Here is a 17419-nt window from a genome sequence, read left to right as displayed (position 1 = left end):
TTGACTCACCGATGATCAGCTGCGTTTGCTGAGCTTGGCCAGGTCCGCCGTTATGTTGGCTGCCTCGACCAGATACTCGTCGGGAGCCTCGAAATCGGCGGGCAGTTCATCCAGACTCTTCACCGCCGGCTTGCCGAGACGGGCAAGGCGCTCGTTGGTACGCTTGAGAGCCTTCTCGTCCTGCTTGGCCTGATCCGCCAGACGCTCCGCCTCGTTGAGGGAGACCGACTTCTTGTCTTTCTCCTCCTTGTAGTCGGCAATGTCCTGCATCACGTAGGCAAACTCCGGATCCTTGTTGATCCGTGCCTCGTGGGCAGACTGCAGCTTGGGCAGCAGGCTGGCGAAGTTGCCGAGCTTGTCGTACTTGGCCGATGCAATCTTGTCCCACGGCAAGGCATTGAACTCGCGGCTCTCGCCCGTCTCTTCCGGTGCCACCGCAGTCGGGAAGCTGATGTCCGGAGCGACGCCCTTGTTCTGGGTGCTGCCACCGTTGATCCGGTAGAACTTGGCGATGGTGTACTGCACGTGACCGAGCGGTTGCTCGTAGAAGTCGTACACCTTGGCGAGGCTGCGATGCTGCTGCACCGTGCCCTTGCCGAACGAGTTCTCGCCGAGGATCAGGGCTCGGCCGTAATCCTGCATGGCGGCGGCGAAGATCTCGGAAGCCGAGGCGCTGTAGCGGTCGATCATCACCGACATGGGACCGCCGTAGTAGACGTTGCCGTCGTCATCACCGTTGACGGTGATGCGGCCCATGTGATCCCGGATCTGCACCACGGGACCGCTGGCGAAGAATAGGCCGCTCAGGGCAGAGGCTTCGGTCAGCGCACCGCCGCCGTTACCACGCAGATCGACGATGAGGCCATCGATCTTCTGCTTGTTGAGGCTGGAGAGCTCCTTGATCACGTCATCGTGCAGGTTGACGTAGAAACTCGGGATCTCGAGCACCCCGATCTTCTTGCCTTCGGCGGTGATCACCTTGGACTTGGCGGCTCGGTCTTCCAGGCGCACCTTGTCACGCACCAGCTCGATCTGCTCGGTCTTGGCGGCGGCGCCCTTGCCACGCTGGATCTCCAGCTTCACCTTGCTGCCTTTTGGTCCCTTGATGAGTTCGACCACGTCATCGAGACGCCAGCCGATCACATCGACAATCTTGCCGTCGTCCTGCCCTACCCCGACGATCTTGTCATCGGGCTTGAGGTGATTGGACTTGGCAGCAGGACCACCGGGCACCAGGGAGCGAATGACGGTGAAGTCATCCTCGGCCTGCAGCACGGCACCAATCCCCTCCAGCGAGAGGTTCATCTCGGTGTTGAAACGATCGGCGCTGCGCGGAGACAGATAGCTGGTGTGCGGTTCGATGGCGCGAGCGAAGGAGTTCATGAAGAGCTGGAACACGTCCTCGCTCTCGGTCTGGGACATCCGCTTGATGGCGTTGTTGTAACGCTTGCCAAGCAGTTCCTTGATCTCGGGCCACTCCTTGCCGCTGAGCTTGAGGCTCAGAGCATCGAACTTGACCCGCTGGCGCCACAACTCGTTGAGTTCGGCTTCGTCTTTCGGCCAGGCCGCCCCTTCCCGATCAAAGATGTAGTTGTCGGGCTGGGTAAAATCGAAAGGAGTATCGAGCAGTTTGAGGGCGTATTCGAACCGCTCATAACGCCGCTGCTGACTCAGATTGAACATCTCGTAAGCCGGGGCCAGCCGTCCTCTTTCGAGGTCGGTGTCAAAACCGGTACGGTACTTTTCAAAGCGGCTGATATCAGAGGCCAGAAACAGGTTGCGGCTGTAGTCCAGATTCTCCAGATACTTGTCAAAGATCACGGAGGAAAAGGCATCGTCCAGCTTGAACTGCTTGTAATGCGAGCGGGTAAACAGATTGGCAATTCGCTTGCTAGCCGTAGCATGTTGGCTCTCCTGAGCCAACACAGGCAAATCACTTTCCTTGAGCACCGGCTCGATGGCCTGTGCAAGCCCGGCAAGCGCCAGGCTACAGGCAACGAGGGAAAAACGAATTACGCCATGCTTCAACATTTGTCTCCTTAGAGAACCAGGTGCTCGAATTTGACCCGCAGCATCATGCCGGTCTGCAATTGAACCTGAACGTCATCCTTGGTCACTTCCTTGATGGTGGCCGGCACCGGAGACTTGCCCAGCACAACCCGGACGCCCTGATCCACTTTCAGGGTAGCGGCATCCACTTTGACCAGCGGTGCTTCGACAGCAGCGGGAGCAGCCTTGGGAGCGGCTTTCGGCTTGTCGGATTTGGCGGCAGCATCGGCCTTGCGCGGGGCAGGACGACGTGGCTGTTTGGCCTTTTCTTCCTTGGTGTTGGTACGACGGCTGGCAAAGACACGCTCTTTGCTCTCTTTGAGGGCTTGCTTGGCGTGCTCGATGTGCTCTTCGGTGAGCAGCTCGCCCGGATTGCCGTCCAGATCGACACGGGCCTGGCCAGCTTTGAGGCCATGCAGGTAACGCCAGCTGGAGGTGTATTGACGCAGAGCAGAACGCAGCATGGTCTTGGAGACTCTGGCGTCGTCAGCAAGACGCTCGGCCAAATCCTGGAAGATGCCAATCTTGAGCGGCTTGGCCTCTCCTTCAGCAATGAAGCAGGCCGGGAATTTCTCGACCAGGTAGGCAACGATCTCTTTACTGTTCTTCAGCTTCTCAGTGTTTTCCATGTATAACCTTGGCTTTCATATAAACGCGCGGGCACACCCGAGCACAACAAAGGCCCCATTATAGAGAGCTTGGGGCCTTTTGCGAACCATCAAGCAATGACTTAGAGCATGCTTTCCAAAATTTGCACCGTTTCTTCCAGTCCAATCCGGTCTTGCGCATCAAAGCGGTTAAAGATTGGACTATCGATATCCAGTACGCCAATGATCTCGCCACCATGCCGCAGCGGGATCACGATTTCGGCATTGCTGGCACCGTCGCAGGCGATGTGACCTTCAAACTGGTGCACGTCGTCGATGAGCTGGGTCTTACCCTCGGCCACTGCCGTACCACATACCCCGCGCCCGACCGGAATGCGCACGCAGGCCGGCTTGCCCTGGAACGGGCCGAGCACCAGCGTCTCGCCCTGCAACAGGTAAAAGCCGACCCAGTTGATGTCGGCCAGCTCCTGGTTGAGCAGTGCAGACAGGTTGGCCAGGTTGGCGATGAGATCCGGCTCTCCTTCCAGCAATGCTTGGGCCTGCTGGTTGAGGGTGCGATAAAATGCTTGTTTTTCAATCATGATTAAATGAACTTCACTCCCTGACAATCAGTGCAAGGTAACGCTCCGCCTGAAAAATTCAAATCAATTTTCACCTCACCCCCCATCCTTTCTTCAATCAGGCGAGGCGTTTAGCGGGCGACGGAGAGCGCCAGTTGCTGGCGCTGGCCATTGCTCCACTCGATATTGAGCAGCCAGACCATCAGCGGCGAGGTGCAGGATCCCACCAGGGTAGTCCCCTGCCAGCCCTGCTCGGTGGCCTCAAAGTTGACCGGAATGGTCCCCATGAACATGTCCCGCCCCTCCAGCCACGCCTTCACCGGCGTCACGGCCGGATCGCCGCCCTGAAGCTGTATCACAAAGTCACGTTCGGCCTGCACCGGCAGCGAGGCAAGACGCACGGTCAACGACTTGTCGCCCAACCGGGTGTTGCAGCTGGTGTGGGACAGATCACAAATCTGATCTTTTTCTGATCCCGCCACCGCGGTCTGCGCGTTGCCGAACCAGGTTCGATAGGCAACCAATCCGAGCAAAATGGCCAGGACGATCGCCAAATGGACAATTTTGCGTGAAGTGAGTCTCTCTTTCATGAAAAAACAGCCTTGTAAGATGTCTGAAAAATGACATTTTCGTGATCTCGCGCAAGGTAAATAATTGAACAGGCGAGACCCAACGGAGCCAAATATATCACTGTTTATACTGTTATTTTACCTGTCAGTTCAGTATCATTCCCATTGAATTTTCATTTAGCTACTTTTTGCTTTTCCTTTTATTAACAGTTGTTAACAAGAGAAAAGGCAGTAGCCAATGAAGTCGGTCCAGGTCACTGGACACAAAATCAAACAACAGCAGCATCGGAAGCGGAATACAACGATGAGCCATACAACTAACCATCCTGAGTACAACTACACCGTTGTTCGCCAGTTCACCATCATGACGATTGTCTGGGGAATTGTCGGCATGTCGGTTGGCGTACTGATCGCAGCCCAGTTGATCTGGCCTGCCCTCAACTTTGATACTCCCTGGCTGACTTACAGTCGCCTTCGCCCTCTGCACACCAACGCGGTCATCTTCGCATTTGGCTGTAGCGCCCTGATGGCGACCTCCTTCTATGTGGTGCAACGCACCTGTCAAACCCGACTGTTCGGCGGCAAGCTTGCCTCCTTCGTGTTCTGGGGCTGGCAGGCGATCATCCTCTCGGCCGCCATTTCGCTGCCGCTGGGATACACCACCTCCAAGGAGTACGCAGAGCTGGAATGGCCGATTGATATCGCCATCACCATCGTCTGGGTCGCCTATGCCGTGGTCTTCTTCGGCACCCTGGTCAAGCGCACCACCTCCCACATCTATGTGGCGAACTGGTTCTTCGGTGCCTTCATCATCACGGTGGCAGTGCTGCACATCGTCAACAACATGGAAGTGCCGCTTTCCGGCATGAAGTCCTACTCCATGTACTCCGGCGCCATGGATGCCATGGTGCAGTGGTGGTATGGCCACAACGCGGTAGGCTTCCTGCTGACCGCCGGCTTCCTCGGCATGATGTATTACTTCGTGCCCAAGCAGGCGGGTCGTCCGGTCTACTCCTACCGTCTCTCCATCGTTCACTTCTGGGCGCTGATCTCCCTCTACATCTGGGCCGGTCCGCACCACCTGCACTATACCGCGCTGCCTGACTGGGCCCAGTCGCTGGGCATGGTGATGTCCCTGATCCTGTTCGTGCCCTCCTGGGGCGGCATGATCAACGGCATCATGACCCTCTCCGGTGCCTGGCACAAACTGCGTTACGACCCCATCCTGCGCTTCCTGATCGTGTCCCTGTCGTTCTACGGCATGTCCACCTTCGAAGGCCCGATGATGGCGATCAAGACCGTCAACGCCCTCTCCCACTACACCGACTGGACCATCGGTCACGTCCACTCCGGTGCACTGGGCTGGGTTGCCATGGTCTCCATCGGAGCCGTGTACCACCTAATCCCGAACCTGTTCGGCCAGGGCCGCATGTACAGCATCAAGCTCATCAACGTCCATTTCTGGCTGGCCACCGTGGGCACCGTGCTCTACATCGTCGCCATGTGGATTTCCGGGGTGATGCAGGGTCTGATGTGGCGTGCGGTCAACGACGACGGCACCCTGACCTACAGCTTCGTAGAAGCGCTGCAGGCCTCTTATCCCTTCTACTTCGTGCGCTTCCTGGGTGGCTGCTTCTTTGTCACCGGCATGTTGCTGATGGCCTACAACGCCTATCGCACCATCACTGCGCCCAAAGGTTCCCTGGAACCTGTCGCACAGCCAGCATGATTGAAGAGGTCAAAGCATGAGCAACAATAACCGTCACGAGATCTTTGAAAAGAGCGTTCCCATGCTGGTGGTCGGCATCATATTTGCCATCAGCCTGGGGGGCCTGGTCGAAATCACCCCGCTGTTCTTCCAGAAGCAGACCACTGAGCCGGTCGAGGGCCTCAAACCCTATACCGCTCTGCAGATGGAAGGGCGCGACATCTTCATCCGCGAAGGCTGCACCGTCTGCCACAGCCAGATGATCCGTCCGTTCCGCGCCGAAACCGAGCGTTACGGCCACTACTCGGTCGCCGGTGAGAGCGTGTGGGAGCACCCCTTCCTGTGGGGCTCCAAGCGTACCGGTCCGGATCTGGCCCGAGTCGGCGGTCGTTATTCCGACGACTGGCACCGTGCCCACCTGATCAACCCGCGCGACGTGGTGCCCGAGTCCAACATGCCCGCCTTCCCCTGGCTCGACACCAACGTGCTGACCGGTGAACTGACCGGCAAGAAGCTGGCCCTGTTCCGCGATCACTTCGGCGTACCCTACACGGATGCCGACATTCAGGGTGCCGGTGAGGCCGTGAAGGGCAAGACCGAGCTGGATGCGCTGGTAGCCTATCTGCAATCACTGGGTCATGCCCTGAAATAAAGGAGTCAGGATATGGATTACGGCACATTTCGCGGCCTGTATACCCTGCTGTTGATGGCCATCATGATCGGCATCATCGTCTGGGCCTACAGCAAGCGCCGCAAGACCTCCTTCGACGAGGCTGCCAATCTGGTTTTTGCCGACGACGAGCAACCCAGTGCTGATAACAAGAACGCAGGAGCGAAACAATAATGAGCACTTTGTTTAGCATTTTTGTCACCGTCATCAGTCTGGGGACCATCCTCGGCTGCTTCTTGCTGCTGGTCTGGTGCCTGCGCGACAAGATGGGGGTGGAAGAGGGCAAGTCCATGGGACACGCCTTCGACGGCATCGAAGAGATCAACAACCCGCTGCCGAAGTGGTGGACCTACATGTTCCTCTTCTTCATCGTCACCGGTCTGGTCTATCTGATTGCCTTCCCGGGCCTTGGCAACTTCAAGGGCGTACTGGGCTGGCAGAGCTCCAACCAGGACGTACGCTCGCTGGCCGAGTCCAAGGCTGCGGCGGCCTCCGCCAAGGCCGAAGGGCGCGCAGTGGAGTACGATCGCGAGCTCATCAAGGCCGACGAGATCTACGGTGCCAAGTTCCGCGAGCTGGCCTATCAGGCCGATGGCAAGACCTATCGCGCCATCGAAGAGATCGCCGCCGATCCGGAAGCCCGCAAGGTGGGTCAGCGTCTGTTCCTGCAGAACTGCTCCCAGTGCCACGGCTCCGACGCCCGCGGTGGTCGCGGTTTCCCGAACCTGACCGACAGCGAATGGCAATGGGGCGGTGCGCCCGACCAGATCAAGACCACCATCATGGGTGGTCGTCAGGGCGTGATGGCAGCCTGGGGCGAGATCCTCGGCAAGGACGGAGTCAAGGAAGTGGCCTCCTACGTGCTGAGCCTCTCCGGTCGCAAGGTGGACATGGTGGAAGCCAAGAAGGGTGAAGCGCGCTTTACCATCTGCGCCGCCTGTCACGGTCCGGACGCCAAGGGCGGCATCGCCTTCGGGGCGCCTGATCTCACCAACAACACCTGGCTCTACGGCGGTTCCCGTCAGGTGGTCGAGCAGACCATTACCCACGGTCGCCACGGCGTGATGCCGGCCTGGAAGGATATTCTGGGTGAAGACAAGGTGCACCTGCTCGCCTCCTACGTTTACAGCTTGTCCCACAACGACCAGCAAAATAAGCAGTAACATGTGATAAACACGTGATTACTCAGCAAAAAGCCTCGACTCTTCGAGGCTTTTTGTTATCTTGTGTTGACTGAAATTCCTCTGTTTCGTTAATCACTGGTTTCACGGTAGTAGCACTATGTCCCAACCCTGGTATCGCCAATTCTGGCCCTGGTTCATCATCGCCCTCCCGACCGCAGCCGTGATCGGCAGCATCAGCACGGCGATCATCGCCAGCAAGGATGGCGTCAACCTAGTGGCCGAAGACTATTACAAGCAAGGCAAAGAGATTAATCAGGATCTCAGCAAGTTTGATCGCTCCGAAGCCCTCAACATCCACATCGCGCTGGAGGTCAACGGCAACGAGCTGACCCTCAAGCCGCTGTCGGGTGATATCCCGGCCGGCCAGGCGCTCTACCTCTCCCTGTTTCACCCCACCCTCGCCGGCATGGACAGCGAGCACATGGTGACCGCCGACGGCAACGGCGTCTATCGCCTGCTGCTCGACAAGCCGCTCACCGGCAAGTGGCACGTGCGGGTGGATGCCTTCAACCACGAATGGCGGCTGCAAGAGACTGTCCAGCTCCCCACCAAGGCCCCCGTCGAACTCGATCCCAAAGGACGCTGAGTCATGAGCCGTCCTGTTCACCATGACACGCTGGCAGCAACCGGCGCTTCACTGTTTCTGCCGACAGGCCGGGTAGCCTGCGGCCAGCTGTCATGAGCGGCTGCTTTCACTGTGGTGAGCCGGTGCCCGCCGGCAGCCGCTATGCCCTCGAGATAAAAGGCATAGTCCAGCCCATGTGCTGCCCCGGTTGTCAGGCGGTGGCGGAAACCATTCTGGAGTGCGGCCTGGCCAGCTACTACGAGCACCGCACCGCCCCCGGCACCAAGGGCGAGCTGGTACCCGCAGAGCTCGCCGCCCTCACCCACTACGATCTGGCCGAAGTGCAGCAGGATTTTGTCACCGACAGCGCCACCGGCAGCCACAAGGTGCGCGAGATCCAGCTGACGGTGGAAGGCTTGACCTGCGCCGCCTGTGCCTGGCTCATCGAACGCCATCTGGGCAACCTGGCCGGGCTGCACTACATCAACGTCAACACCACCACCCACCGGGCCCGCATCAAGTGGGATCCGGACCGGCTCTCTTTGAGCGATATCCTCAAGGGCTTTGCCAAGATCGGCTATCGCGCCTACCCCTTCCAGACTCACCAGCAGGAAGCACTCTACGCCAAAGAGGTGCGCAGCTACATGTTCCGGCTGGCACTGGCGGGGCTCGGCTCTATGCAGGTGATGATGTGCGCGGTGGCGCTCTACATGGACCTCTTCATCAGTGTCGAAGAGGAGTTCATGGTCTACTTCAAGTGGATAAGTCTGCTGCTCTCCACCCCCATCATGATCTACTCGGCCCAGCCCTTCTACGTGGGCGCCTGGCGCAGCCTCAGGCAGGGGCACCTCTCCATGGACGTGTCGGTGTCGCTGGCGCTGATCGGTGCCTTCGTCGCCTCCATGTGGGCCACCGTGTTCAATACCGGTGAGGTCTATTACGACTCCATCACCATGTTCGTCTTCTTCCTGCTGCTGGGGCGCTTCCTCGAGCTGCGGGCCAGACGCAAGGCCTCCGAGTCGAGCTCCAACCTGGCGCGGCTGGTGCCCATCATGGCCACCCGGCTCGATGAGGATGGCGAACACGAGGTGGCCGCCAAGACGCTGCAGGTGGGCGATCGGGTGCGAGTGCTGGCGGGGGCCACCCTGCCGGCAGATGGCATCATCCTGCTTGGGCAGGCCAGCCTCAACGAATCCATGCTGACCGGTGAACAGCTGCCGCTGCTCAAACAGGCGGGGGATCCCGTCTACGCCGGCACCATCAACACCGACGCCCCCCTCGAAATTCGGGTCAGCCATCGCATCGAAGAGTCGCGCCTGGCCCAGATCATGCGGCTACAGGATCACGCGCTGGACGACAAACCGGCCATCGCCCAGATGGCGGACGTGCTCTCCCGCCACTTCATTCTGGTGCTGCTGTTCATCGCCGCTGGCGTCTGGACCTTCTGGCACTTCCATCAGCCGGAGCAGGCCTTCTGGGTCACCCTGGCGGTGCTGGTGGCGACCTGCCCCTGCGCCCTGTCGCTGGCCACCCCCACCGCGCTCACCTCGGCTACCGCCCGCCTGACCCGCGCCGGCATCCTGCTGCGCCGCGGCCACGTGCTGGACGTGCTGACCCGGGCCAACCGCATCGTGATGGACAAGACCGGCACCCTGACCACGGGCAACATCAGCCTCACCGAGACAGAAGCCTTGGGTAATCTCGACGCGGCGCGCTGCCATGCCATCGCCCGCGCCCTGGAGGCCTATTCCGAACACCCCATCGCCCGCGCCTTTCGCAGCAAGGCCGCAGAGGACGCCGTGCTGCTGGCGGCCAGCAAGGTGACCCCCGTCATCGGACACGGTATCGAGGGGGTGATCGACGGTCGCCACTATCGGCTCGGTAGTGCCCGCTGGCTCGGCATCAGCGATGCCCAAGAAACACGAGCGGACGGGCTGGTCATCTACCTGGCCGACGAGGATCGGGCGCTCGCCCGTTTCCTGCTGACCGACACCCTGCGCCCCGATGCGAAGGCGCTGATCCAGGCCTTCAAGGCTGCCGGCCTCAAGACCACCATTCTCACCGGCGACAGCTCGGCCCAGGCCGACGAGGTGGCCCGCGAGCTGGGGGTCGATGAGCTGGTCAAGGGTGTCACGCCGGATGGCAAGCTGGCTTATCTCAAGGAGCACGAGGCCCATGGCGACATCAGCATCATGGTGGGAGATGGCATCAACGACGCCCCTGTGCTGGCCGGCGCCCACGCCTCCTTCGCCATGGCCGGCGGCACCGATCTGGCCAAGAACAGCGCCGACGCCATTTTGCTGGCCGACGATCTCTCCCGCCTGCTGGATGCCCGCGCCCTGGCGCTGCGCACCCGCAAGATCATCAAGGAGAACTTCGCCTGGTCCATCGGCTACAACCTGCTGGTGCTGCCATTGGCGGCGAGCGGCTGGCTGCCCCCCTACGTGGCGGCGGCGGGCATGTCATTGAGCTCCCTCATCGTGGTCACCAACTCCATGCGGCTCAACCGCTGAGCCGTGGCCACAGGGACAGACAGGGTGAAGGGATCTGGCTCCGCTCAGGCTCCCTTCACCCTCAAATCGACGGGTCTGCGGCCACCAACGGGTGTACCATGACCCCTTTCATTGCAAGGCTTGCTGCATGAACATCATCTTCGTCCTCATCCCCATCGCCATCCTCTTCGTCATCATCGCCGGCGCCGTCTTCTTCTGGGCCATTCGCTCCGAACAGTTTGAAGATCTCGACCGCCAGGGTTCCAATATCCTGTTCGATGAAGAGCAACCCGCCCCCAAACACGCCGAGCACGAGCACAAAGATGACGGCCACCCTTGATCTGCTGGGCGCCCTGCTGGTGGGACTGGCTGGCGCCGGCCACTGCATCGGCATGTGCGGCGGTGTCTCCGCCGCCCTCTCCATGGCCATTCCTGCCGAGAAGCAGCACTTCTGGGGTCGGCTCGGTTACCTGCTCAACTACAACCTCGGCCGGATCTTGAGCTATGTGATTGCCGGTGCCCTGGTCGGGGGACTGCTGGCCACCACCAGTGAACTCGGCGCGGGCAAGCACGCCATCGCCGGCCTGCGGCTGGTGGCGGCCTTCCTGATGATTGCTCTCGGGCTCTATCTCGCCGGCTGGTGGCAGGGAGTGTTGCTGCTCGAGCGCATTGGCGCCAGGTTGTGGCCCCGCCTCAAGCCGCTGGCGGGCAAGTTCATCCCCTTCACCTCGGCCTGGCAGGCACTGCCGTTTGGCATGGTGTGGGGCTGGCTCCCCTGCGGGCTGGTCTACTCCATGCTGACCTGGAGCGCAGCGGCGGGATCCGCTGGCGGCGGAGCGCTGATCATGCTCTTTTTCGGCCTCGGCACCCTGCCAACCCTGTTTGCGCTAGGGGGGCTGGCGGATCGGCTGCGCTACTGGCTGACCCTGCGCAGTTTGCGCCTTGGTGGGGCCCTGCTGCTCATCGCATACGGGCTGCATACCCTCTGGATCGGGATTGCGTCCTTTTGAAACCCTATCCAAAACGGATGAGTTGATGGTAAACTTGTTTGATATAAATCAATTATTCGTATGAGCCTATGATCCCGGAAAAGAAACCTGGCAGACGTATTCAGAGCGGTGGCTGTGCAATTCATTGCCAGGATTGCAGCATCAGCCAGCTCTGCATTCCCTTCACTCTGAACGACAACGAGCTCGATCAGCTGGACAGCATCATTGAGCGCAAGAAGCCGATCCAGAAGGGTGAAGAGTTGTTCAAGGCCGGCGATGAGCTCAAGTCGCTCTACGCCATCCGTTCCGGGACCATCAAGTCATACACCATCACCGAGCAGGGTGACGAGCAGATCACTGCCTTCCACCTGGCTGGCGATCTGGTTGGGTTTGACGCCATCCACAAGCAGGCGCACCCCTCCTTCGCCCAGGCGCTGGAAACCGCCATGGTGTGCGAGATCCCGTTCGACGTGCTGGACGATCTCTCCGGCAAGATGCCGAAGCTCCGCCAGCAAATCATGCGGCTGATGAGCAACGAGATCATGGGCGACCAGGAGATGATCCTGCTGCTCTCCAAGAAGAATGCCGAAGAGCGCCTCGCCGCCTTCCTGCACAACCTGTCGGTGCGCTTCTCCGAGCGTGGCTTCTCCGCCAAGGAGTTCCGCCTCTCCATGACCCGCGGCGACATCGGCAACTACCTCGGCCTCACCGTCGAGACCATCAGCCGCCTGCTGGGCCGCTTCCAGAAGTCCGGTCTCATCAGCGTCAAGGGCAAATATATTACCGTTCTGGATCACGTCGCCCTCGGCGTCATGGCCGGTGCAACCCGCCCCCCCTGCGGTTAAGCTTCCTCTCTCTGGTGCCGGATCGGTTTACCCCGAAATTTGATCCGGCACACGTCCCCCCTTCTCCTCCTGAGCTAAGCTGTAATGGCTAAAGGTCTGCCATCATTGGTATTTTTGCCAAGGAGGAGGAGAACATGGTCAAGTACCGAAAAATTCTGGTGGTCATCAACCCGGAAGAAGAGCGGCAAATCGCCCTCGAACGAGCGGTCAAGGTAGCCGAGCTGGATGAAGGCGCCCAACTGACCCTGTTGCTCACCATTTACGACTTCTCGTATGAAATGACCGCCATGCTGTCGGTGGATGAGCGGGAAGAGATGCGCCACGGAGTGATTGCCCAGCGCCGCGAATGGCTCGACGACATTCTCAAACCCTACCGCGCCCGGGGACTGGATTGCGAGATCAAGGTGGTCTGGCACAACCGACCCTTCGAATGCATCATTCAGGAAGTGCTGGAGCAACGCCACGATCTGGTGGTCAAGGCCACCCACCACCACTCCTTCCTGCAAACCTTCATCTTCACCCCCACCGACTGGCATCTGCTGCGCAAGTGCCCCTGCCCCGTACTGCTGGTGAAAGAGGGTCATTGGCAGCGGGGCGGCAACATCATCGCCGCCATCAATTGCTCCAGCGACGATCAGGATCAGAAGCTGCTCAACGAGCGGATCACCGAAGAGGGGATCGCCATCGCCGAGCTGCTCGGCTCCAACCTCTATCTGGTCAACACCTATCCGGGCACCCCGGTCAACGTGGCCATCGAGCTGCCGGAGTTTGACCCCAACGCCTACAACGACGCCATTCGCAAACACCATGAGAGCCTGCTGCTGAGCCACGCCGACAAATATGGCATCGGCCATCTCTGGACCCGGGTGGCGGAAGGCCTGCCCGAGGAGGTGCTGCCCGACCTCGCCGGCGAGCTGCAGGCCACCCTGATGATCATGGGGTGCGTCGGTCGCACCGGGCTCTCCGCCGCCCTGCTCGGCAACACCGCCGAACACGTGGTGGATCGCCTCGCCTGCGACATGCTGATCCTCAAGCCCGCCGATTACAGCTGCCCGGTCGATAGCCGCCGTCCAGCATAAGCCTTTCTTGCCCTCCCCCGGGACATGGCTATAATAAGCCGCTTATTTTTGTCCCGGGTTTCAGGTCATGCTAGAAGAGCTTAACGCCAAAGAAAAATACAGTTTCAACAAACTGCAGAAGCGCCTGCGGCGCAACGTAGGTCAGGCCATCGCCGACTTCAACATGATTGAAGAGGGTGACAAGGTCATGGTGTGCCTGTCCGGCGGCAAGGACAGCTTCGCCATGCTCGACATTCTGATGAGCCTGAAGGCCAGCGCCCCCATCCACTTCGATCTGGTGGCGGTCAACCTGGATCAGAAGCAGCCCGGCTTCCCCGAGCACGTGCTGCCCGAATACCTGACCACCCTCGGTATCGACTTCAAGATCGTCGAAGAAGATACCTACGCCATCGTCAAGGAGAAGGTGCCGGAGGGCAAGACCACCTGCGCACTCTGCTCCCGCCTGCGCCGCGGCATTCTCTACCGCACCGCCCAGGAGCTGGGCTGCACCAAGATTGCCCTTGGCCACCACCGCGATGACATCCTCGAGACCCTGTTCCTCAACATGTTCTACGGCGGCAAGCTCAAATCCATGCCGCCCAAGCTGGTGAGCGACGATGGCAAGAACGTGGTGATCCGCCCGCTCGCCTACTGCAAGGAGAAGGACCTAGTGCGCTATGCCGAGGTCAAGGCCTTCCCCATCATCCCGTGCAACCTGTGCGGCTCTCAGGAGAACCTGCAGCGCCAGGCCATCAAGCAGATGATGCAGGAGTGGGATCGCCGCTTCCCGGGTCGTCTCGAGACCATGTTCACCGCCATTCAGGACGTGATCCCGAGCCACCTGCTCGATCACAAGCTGTTTGACTTCAAGAGCATCAACCGCGACTCCGGCATCATCGACGGCGGCGACAAGGCGTTTGATCCGCCCGAGCTGCCCAAGGCGCCGCTGCTGGACATCGACGAGATGGACATGCTGGACGTCATTGAGGTGCGCTAAGCCCACCTCAACCATAAAAAAGGAGCGCATCGCGCTCCTTTTTCATTTTTATGCCGGCCACCCTTAGTGGCGGCTCAAGATGGGCTAGCCCTTGTGCAGCCAGGGGGTCAGCCGCAGGATCTCCCCCTGCAGCTGCAGCTTGCCCTCGGCAAACTCCGCCAGCTGGGCGTTGCTCAGCAGCAGTTGCCCCTCCTGCCAGGGCAGCGGCAGCTGGCGAGCACCGTCGATGAGGTAGGCGGTACCGCTTGGCTGCACCAGGCTGACCCTCACCCCCGTCATCTCGGGCAGGAAATATTTGCCGACCATGCCGGCCAGCTTCTCCAGCAGGCTCTGCATGTCGTGCTGGCGCCCCGTCAGCTCGCTCACCTTGAGCTCCCACCGACTGTCTGCCGGCGGCGGCACGTCCGCCATCACCTGTACCGACAGATCGCAGGCCTCGTGAGGCTCGGTGAGTCCCACCACCACGGTCGCCTTGTCGAGATTCAAGTCGTCGTCATAGGGCAGCCGCAATTCGCTGTCGATGGTCACCTCGGCCGCCACGTCCCGATCCAGGGTCGAGACCCGGGCCGAGGTGAGCAGGCAGCGCCGGCCATTTTGCTGATCGGTCAGATAAAAACCCAGCCTGGCGTGACCAAACTCCCCTTTGGCGAAGGTCTTCATCTGGCTGTAGAAGGTGCCGTACTGCAGCTCAAGGGAGGGCTGCGCCACTGCCAGCATGGGCGCCATCAGCAGCGCGGCCGCCATCCCGTATCGATTGTTCATATGCCATCCTTTTGCATCACGCATCTGCACGCGCCACTATCTGTTGCTGTTGTCTGACGCCCTGCATGCCCGTCAGGCGTTGAAATGATCGGGGCCCTGGCTCACCTCGGTCACTTCGACCGCCACCCCGCACAGATCCCGGTAGAGGATCCCCTTGCAGTTGAAATAGAGCGGTGCCACCCAGATAAGTCCGAGCCCCATGGGGATCAGCGCCAGGAAGAACAGCGCCATCATGACCCCGTGCAGCAGCACTATGCTGGGCCAGCCGCGGGCAAACAGCCGCAGGGAAACCAGGATGGCCTGCACCGGCGACAGGCCGCGCTCCAGCACCAGCGGCACGGTAAACACCAGCCCCATGCCGATCAGGGCCGATGGAATGAAGGCCATCATCACCGACAGACCCAGCAGTTCGAACAGCGGACCGAACAGGCTGGTGATGAGGCTGCCGAGCAGGCTCAGGCTGCCAAGGCGCAGGAAGTGGCGAAAGAAGTCGAATACCTGGCTCGGCCGGGCACGCACCCCCACCGACTGCTGTAAGCCCAGCATGTCGAGGGAGGAGGTCATGGGTGACATGATGATGGTGATGAGCAGGCTCAGCACCAGGGCCACGTCCATCCCCCCTTCCTGATTGACGTAGGGGGCAAGCAGGGTGTTGCTCAGCAGCATCCAGATGGCCGTCACCCCGACGATGGCCAGCAGCAAGCCGAATCCGGTGCGCCGCGTCTGTTGCCAGCTCTCCTGCAATACCCCCTTGAGGTCGAGACGATATCCCTGGCTCAGGGACTGTTCGAGGGAACCACCTATCCGCATTTTGTTACTCAATTGACTATCCAACATCCGAAAAACTGCTATTCAAGGAGCACATTATAGCGATTTGACCCGGCATGCGTAGCCGTTTTTCCTGTTATCTGCCGTTCAGAAACTCATTGATTTCACAGGGAGCCGTGGCATTTTTCCGGACAAAGCCGGGTTCCCAGGCCCACTCACCCACCTGACTCGCAATACCCGCTTGGTTCCCCTGACGCATGGGGGTAGGATGCCCAAAGCGCCGCCAGCTTGCTCATTGGGCGGCGGATTTCATGCACACCCGTTCGATAAAGGATATCGACCATGTCAGAACTGACCCTCTACCTCACCCCCGGCACCTGTGCCATGGCGGTTCGTATCGCCCTAGTGGAGGCTGGCGCACCTCACCAAATAAGGCGCGTGGACTTCGCCAGCGGCGAGCAGCGCTCCCCCGCCTACCTCGCCATCAATCCCAAAGGCCGAGTGCCGGCGCTGGTGACCGAGCGGGGCGTGCTCACCGAAACCCCGGCCTTGCTGCTCTATGTGGCGCAGCGCTTCCCGGATGCCAAACTCGCCCCCCTCAATGATCCTTTCCTGCTGGCCCGCATGCAGGAGGTCAACAGCTTCCTCGCCTCTACTGTGCACGTCGCCCATGCCCATAGCCGGCGTGCGGCCCGCTGGGCCGATGATGAGCAGGCCATCGCCGCCATGCAGGCCAAGGTGCCGCGCAACATGCGCGATGGCTTCTCCCAAATAGAAAACCACTATCTCGCCGGTCCCTGGGTGCTGGGAGAGTGTTTCAGCCTGGCCGACATCTACCTGTTCGTGGTGGCCAGCTGGCTCAAGAGTGACGGGATCGCCATCGACGAGTTCCCCAGGGTGGCCGCCCACACGGCGCGGGTGCTAGCCCGTCCCGCAGTACAACAGGCGCTGATCGTTTAATCCCCTGCGGGCCAGCGCTCTGCTGTCCCCATTTGTACTTTATGTTTGCCCCGCATTGAGATCGTTTTCACATTTCTGCCATCTCTTGGTGGATCAAAACCTCCTGAACGCCTATCTTCCACCTCATAACGCAACCGGTTGCGTAACCGGTTGCCTAGCTAACATCAGATACGCGGGCATAGCCTGCCGAGGTGCTGTATGAAACGAGGCGTACTGCTCAATGCTCCCCTGAGTGCCCTGGTGGCACGGATGGGTCACACCGACGAGATCACCGTCTGCGATGCCGGCCTGCCCATTCCGGCCGGCCCGGAGCGCATCGATCTGGCGCTGATGGCGGGGACGCCGAGCCTTGAAACCGTGCTGACCGCCCTGCTCACCGACCTGGTGGTGGAGAAGGTGATCATGGCAAGCGAGATCAAGCAGATCAGCCCCGCCGCCCATCAGGCGCTGGTGGATCAGCTGGAGGCGCACGCCGCCGCCCAGGGCAAGCCCATCACCATCGAGTACTGCCTGCACGAAGCGTTCAAGGCTCGCTCCCACCAGAGCAAGGCCATCGTGCGCAGCGGCGAGGTGACCCCCTACGCCAACCTCATTCTCTGCGCCGGCGTGGCGTTTTAAATTCCCAAGGAAGCAGC

Annotated in this window: 19 protein-coding genes; 13 read left to right on the top strand and 6 right to left on the bottom strand. The window is 60.4% G+C overall.

Features of this window, described 5'->3' with window-relative positions:
- Window positions 1-15 precede the first annotated feature (15 nt).
- The 4 genes from prc to OKC44_RS09265 form a co-directional block, all read right to left on the bottom strand.
- Window positions 16-2031, bottom strand: coding sequence for a carboxy terminal-processing peptidase (gene prc / locus OKC44_RS09280; RefSeq protein ID WP_016350681.1), 2016 nt, complete (start codon window positions 2029-2031; stop codon window positions 16-18).
- A gap of 8 nt (window positions 2032-2039) precedes the next feature.
- The gene (proQ, locus tag OKC44_RS09275) at window positions 2040-2678 is read right to left on the bottom strand and encodes an RNA chaperone ProQ (protein ID WP_017410055.1); all 639 of its coding nucleotides are present in this window, start codon (window positions 2676-2678) and stop codon (window positions 2040-2042) included.
- A 101-nt stretch (window positions 2679-2779) separates the two neighbouring features.
- The gene (locus OKC44_RS09270; RefSeq protein WP_044799975.1) at window positions 2780-3238 is read right to left on the bottom strand and encodes a GAF domain-containing protein; all 459 of its coding nucleotides are present in this window, start codon (window positions 3236-3238) and stop codon (window positions 2780-2782) included.
- 110 nt (window positions 3239-3348) lie between these two features.
- Window positions 3349-3807: a hypothetical protein gene (locus OKC44_RS09265; RefSeq protein ID WP_270812407.1), complete on the bottom strand. Its 459-nt coding sequence runs from the start codon at window positions 3805-3807 to the stop codon at window positions 3349-3351.
- 283 nt (window positions 3808-4090) lie between these two features.
- On the opposite strand from OKC44_RS09265, the gene ccoN reads away from it, so the two are divergent.
- From ccoN to ttcA, 11 genes are all read left to right on the top strand, one after another.
- A complete protein-coding gene (ccoN, locus tag OKC44_RS09260) occupies window positions 4091-5515 on the top strand; it encodes a cytochrome-c oxidase, cbb3-type subunit I (RefSeq protein WP_016350679.1) in 1425 nt (474 codons plus the stop codon).
- Between the two features lie 16 nt (window positions 5516-5531).
- Window positions 5532-6146 carry a cytochrome-c oxidase, cbb3-type subunit II gene (gene ccoO / locus OKC44_RS09255; RefSeq protein ID WP_005300783.1) on the top strand — a complete coding sequence of 205 codons (615 nt, stop codon included), beginning with the start codon at window positions 5532-5534 and terminating at the stop codon, window positions 6144-6146.
- A 12-nt stretch (window positions 6147-6158) separates the two neighbouring features.
- A complete protein-coding gene (locus OKC44_RS09250; protein ID WP_005300779.1) occupies window positions 6159-6338 on the top strand; it encodes a CcoQ/FixQ family Cbb3-type cytochrome c oxidase assembly chaperone in 180 nt (59 codons plus the stop codon).
- Window positions 6338-7327 (top strand): cytochrome-c oxidase, cbb3-type subunit III, encoded by a 990-nt coding sequence (ccoP, locus tag OKC44_RS09245; protein ID WP_011706147.1) that lies wholly within the window; start codon window positions 6338-6340, stop codon window positions 7325-7327. Before OKC44_RS09250 ends, ccoP begins: the two co-directional genes overlap by 1 nt.
- A gap of 118 nt (window positions 7328-7445) precedes the next feature.
- Window positions 7446-7934, top strand: a complete 489-nt coding sequence (locus OKC44_RS09240) for a FixH family protein (protein WP_011706148.1) — start codon at window positions 7446-7448, stop codon at window positions 7932-7934.
- A gap of 92 nt (window positions 7935-8026) precedes the next feature.
- Window positions 8027-10426: a heavy metal translocating P-type ATPase gene (locus tag OKC44_RS09235; RefSeq protein WP_270812406.1), complete on the top strand. Its 2400-nt coding sequence runs from the start codon at window positions 8027-8029 to the stop codon at window positions 10424-10426.
- Between the two features lie 127 nt (window positions 10427-10553).
- Window positions 10554-10745 (top strand): cbb3-type cytochrome oxidase assembly protein CcoS, encoded by a 192-nt coding sequence (ccoS, locus tag OKC44_RS09230; RefSeq protein ID WP_005300771.1) that lies wholly within the window; start codon window positions 10554-10556, stop codon window positions 10743-10745.
- On the top strand, window positions 10729-11415 hold the full coding sequence (locus OKC44_RS09225; protein ID WP_024945239.1) for a sulfite exporter TauE/SafE family protein: 687 nt from the start codon (window positions 10729-10731) through the stop codon (window positions 11413-11415). Before ccoS ends, OKC44_RS09225 begins: the two co-directional genes overlap by 17 nt.
- Before the next feature lie 68 nt (window positions 11416-11483).
- Window positions 11484-12239 carry an FNR family transcription factor gene (locus OKC44_RS09220; protein WP_005300768.1) on the top strand — a complete coding sequence of 252 codons (756 nt, stop codon included), beginning with the start codon at window positions 11484-11486 and terminating at the stop codon, window positions 12237-12239.
- Between the two features lie 134 nt (window positions 12240-12373).
- Window positions 12374-13318: a universal stress protein UspE gene (uspE, locus tag OKC44_RS09215; RefSeq protein WP_005300766.1), complete on the top strand. Its 945-nt coding sequence runs from the start codon at window positions 12374-12376 to the stop codon at window positions 13316-13318.
- 67 nt (window positions 13319-13385) lie between these two features.
- On the top strand, window positions 13386-14294 hold the full coding sequence (ttcA, locus tag OKC44_RS09210) for a tRNA 2-thiocytidine(32) synthetase TtcA (protein WP_011706151.1): 909 nt from the start codon (window positions 13386-13388) through the stop codon (window positions 14292-14294).
- A gap of 84 nt (window positions 14295-14378) precedes the next feature.
- On the opposite strand, the gene OKC44_RS09205 is transcribed toward ttcA, so the two are convergent.
- Window positions 14379-15056 (bottom strand): DUF2987 domain-containing protein, encoded by a 678-nt coding sequence (locus OKC44_RS09205; protein ID WP_042066299.1) that lies wholly within the window; start codon window positions 15054-15056, stop codon window positions 14379-14381.
- Window positions 15057-15128: 72 nt separating this feature from the next.
- Window positions 15129-15866: a hypothetical protein gene (locus OKC44_RS09200; protein ID WP_270812740.1), complete on the bottom strand. Its 738-nt coding sequence runs from the start codon at window positions 15864-15866 to the stop codon at window positions 15129-15131.
- Window positions 15867-16166: 300 nt separating this feature from the next.
- Here OKC44_RS09200 and OKC44_RS09195 point away from each other — a divergent pair, with 300 nt between their 5' ends.
- Both OKC44_RS09195 and rbsD read left to right on the top strand, forming a co-directional pair.
- Window positions 16167-16784, top strand: a complete 618-nt coding sequence (locus OKC44_RS09195; RefSeq protein ID WP_270812401.1) for a glutathione S-transferase family protein — start codon at window positions 16167-16169, stop codon at window positions 16782-16784.
- Between the two features lie 198 nt (window positions 16785-16982).
- On the top strand, window positions 16983-17402 hold the full coding sequence (gene rbsD, locus OKC44_RS09190; RefSeq protein WP_011706155.1) for a D-ribose pyranase: 420 nt from the start codon (window positions 16983-16985) through the stop codon (window positions 17400-17402).
- Window positions 17403-17419 lie beyond the last annotated feature (17 nt).

This window comes from Aeromonas sp. S41-2, from assembly GCF_027705845.1.
Classification (GTDB): Bacteria; Pseudomonadota; Gammaproteobacteria; order Enterobacterales; family Aeromonadaceae; genus Aeromonas; species Aeromonas hydrophila.
The sequence above is the reverse complement of the archived record's forward strand: the minus strand, read 5'-3'. Positions and strand labels throughout refer to the sequence as shown.

What these genes read in the sequence shown, in the direction of transcription:
- OKC44_RS09220 (WP_005300768.1), top strand. Translation starts at nt 11,484, where the DNA reads ATGATCCCGGAAAAGAAACCTGGCAGACGTATTCAGAGCGGTGGCTGT.
- proQ (WP_017410055.1), bottom strand. Translation starts at nt 2,678, where the DNA reads ATGGAAAACACTGAGAAGCTGAAGAACAGTAAAGAGATCGTTGCCTAC.
- OKC44_RS09200 (WP_270812740.1), bottom strand. Translation starts at nt 15,866, where the DNA reads ATGCGGATAGGTGGTTCCCTCGAACAGTCCCTGAGCCAGGGATATCGT.
- OKC44_RS09250 (WP_005300779.1), top strand. Translation starts at nt 6,159, where the DNA reads ATGGATTACGGCACATTTCGCGGCCTGTATACCCTGCTGTTGATGGCC.
- ccoN (WP_016350679.1), top strand. Translation starts at nt 4,091, where the DNA reads ATGAGCCATACAACTAACCATCCTGAGTACAACTACACCGTTGTTCGC.
- OKC44_RS09270 (WP_044799975.1), bottom strand. Translation starts at nt 3,238, where the DNA reads ATGATTGAAAAACAAGCATTTTATCGCACCCTCAACCAGCAGGCCCAA.
- OKC44_RS09240 (WP_011706148.1), top strand. Translation starts at nt 7,446, where the DNA reads ATGTCCCAACCCTGGTATCGCCAATTCTGGCCCTGGTTCATCATCGCC.
- uspE (WP_005300766.1), top strand. Translation starts at nt 12,374, where the DNA reads ATGGTCAAGTACCGAAAAATTCTGGTGGTCATCAACCCGGAAGAAGAG.
- ccoS (WP_005300771.1), top strand. Translation starts at nt 10,554, where the DNA reads ATGAACATCATCTTCGTCCTCATCCCCATCGCCATCCTCTTCGTCATC.
- rbsD (WP_011706155.1), top strand. Translation starts at nt 16,983, where the DNA reads ATGAAACGAGGCGTACTGCTCAATGCTCCCCTGAGTGCCCTGGTGGCA.
- OKC44_RS09235 (WP_270812406.1), top strand. Translation starts at nt 8,027, where the DNA reads ATGAGCGGCTGCTTTCACTGTGGTGAGCCGGTGCCCGCCGGCAGCCGC.
- OKC44_RS09195 (WP_270812401.1), top strand. Translation starts at nt 16,167, where the DNA reads ATGTCAGAACTGACCCTCTACCTCACCCCCGGCACCTGTGCCATGGCG.
- OKC44_RS09265 (WP_270812407.1), bottom strand. Translation starts at nt 3,807, where the DNA reads ATGAAAGAGAGACTCACTTCACGCAAAATTGTCCATTTGGCGATCGTC.
- OKC44_RS09205 (WP_042066299.1), bottom strand. Translation starts at nt 15,056, where the DNA reads ATGAACAATCGATACGGGATGGCGGCCGCGCTGCTGATGGCGCCCATG.
- ttcA (WP_011706151.1), top strand. Translation starts at nt 13,386, where the DNA reads ATGCTAGAAGAGCTTAACGCCAAAGAAAAATACAGTTTCAACAAACTG.
- OKC44_RS09225 (WP_024945239.1), top strand. Translation starts at nt 10,729, where the DNA reads ATGACGGCCACCCTTGATCTGCTGGGCGCCCTGCTGGTGGGACTGGCT.
- prc (WP_016350681.1), bottom strand. Translation starts at nt 2,031, where the DNA reads ATGTTGAAGCATGGCGTAATTCGTTTTTCCCTCGTTGCCTGTAGCCTG.
- ccoP (WP_011706147.1), top strand. Translation starts at nt 6,338, where the DNA reads ATGAGCACTTTGTTTAGCATTTTTGTCACCGTCATCAGTCTGGGGACC.
- ccoO (WP_005300783.1), top strand. Translation starts at nt 5,532, where the DNA reads ATGAGCAACAATAACCGTCACGAGATCTTTGAAAAGAGCGTTCCCATG.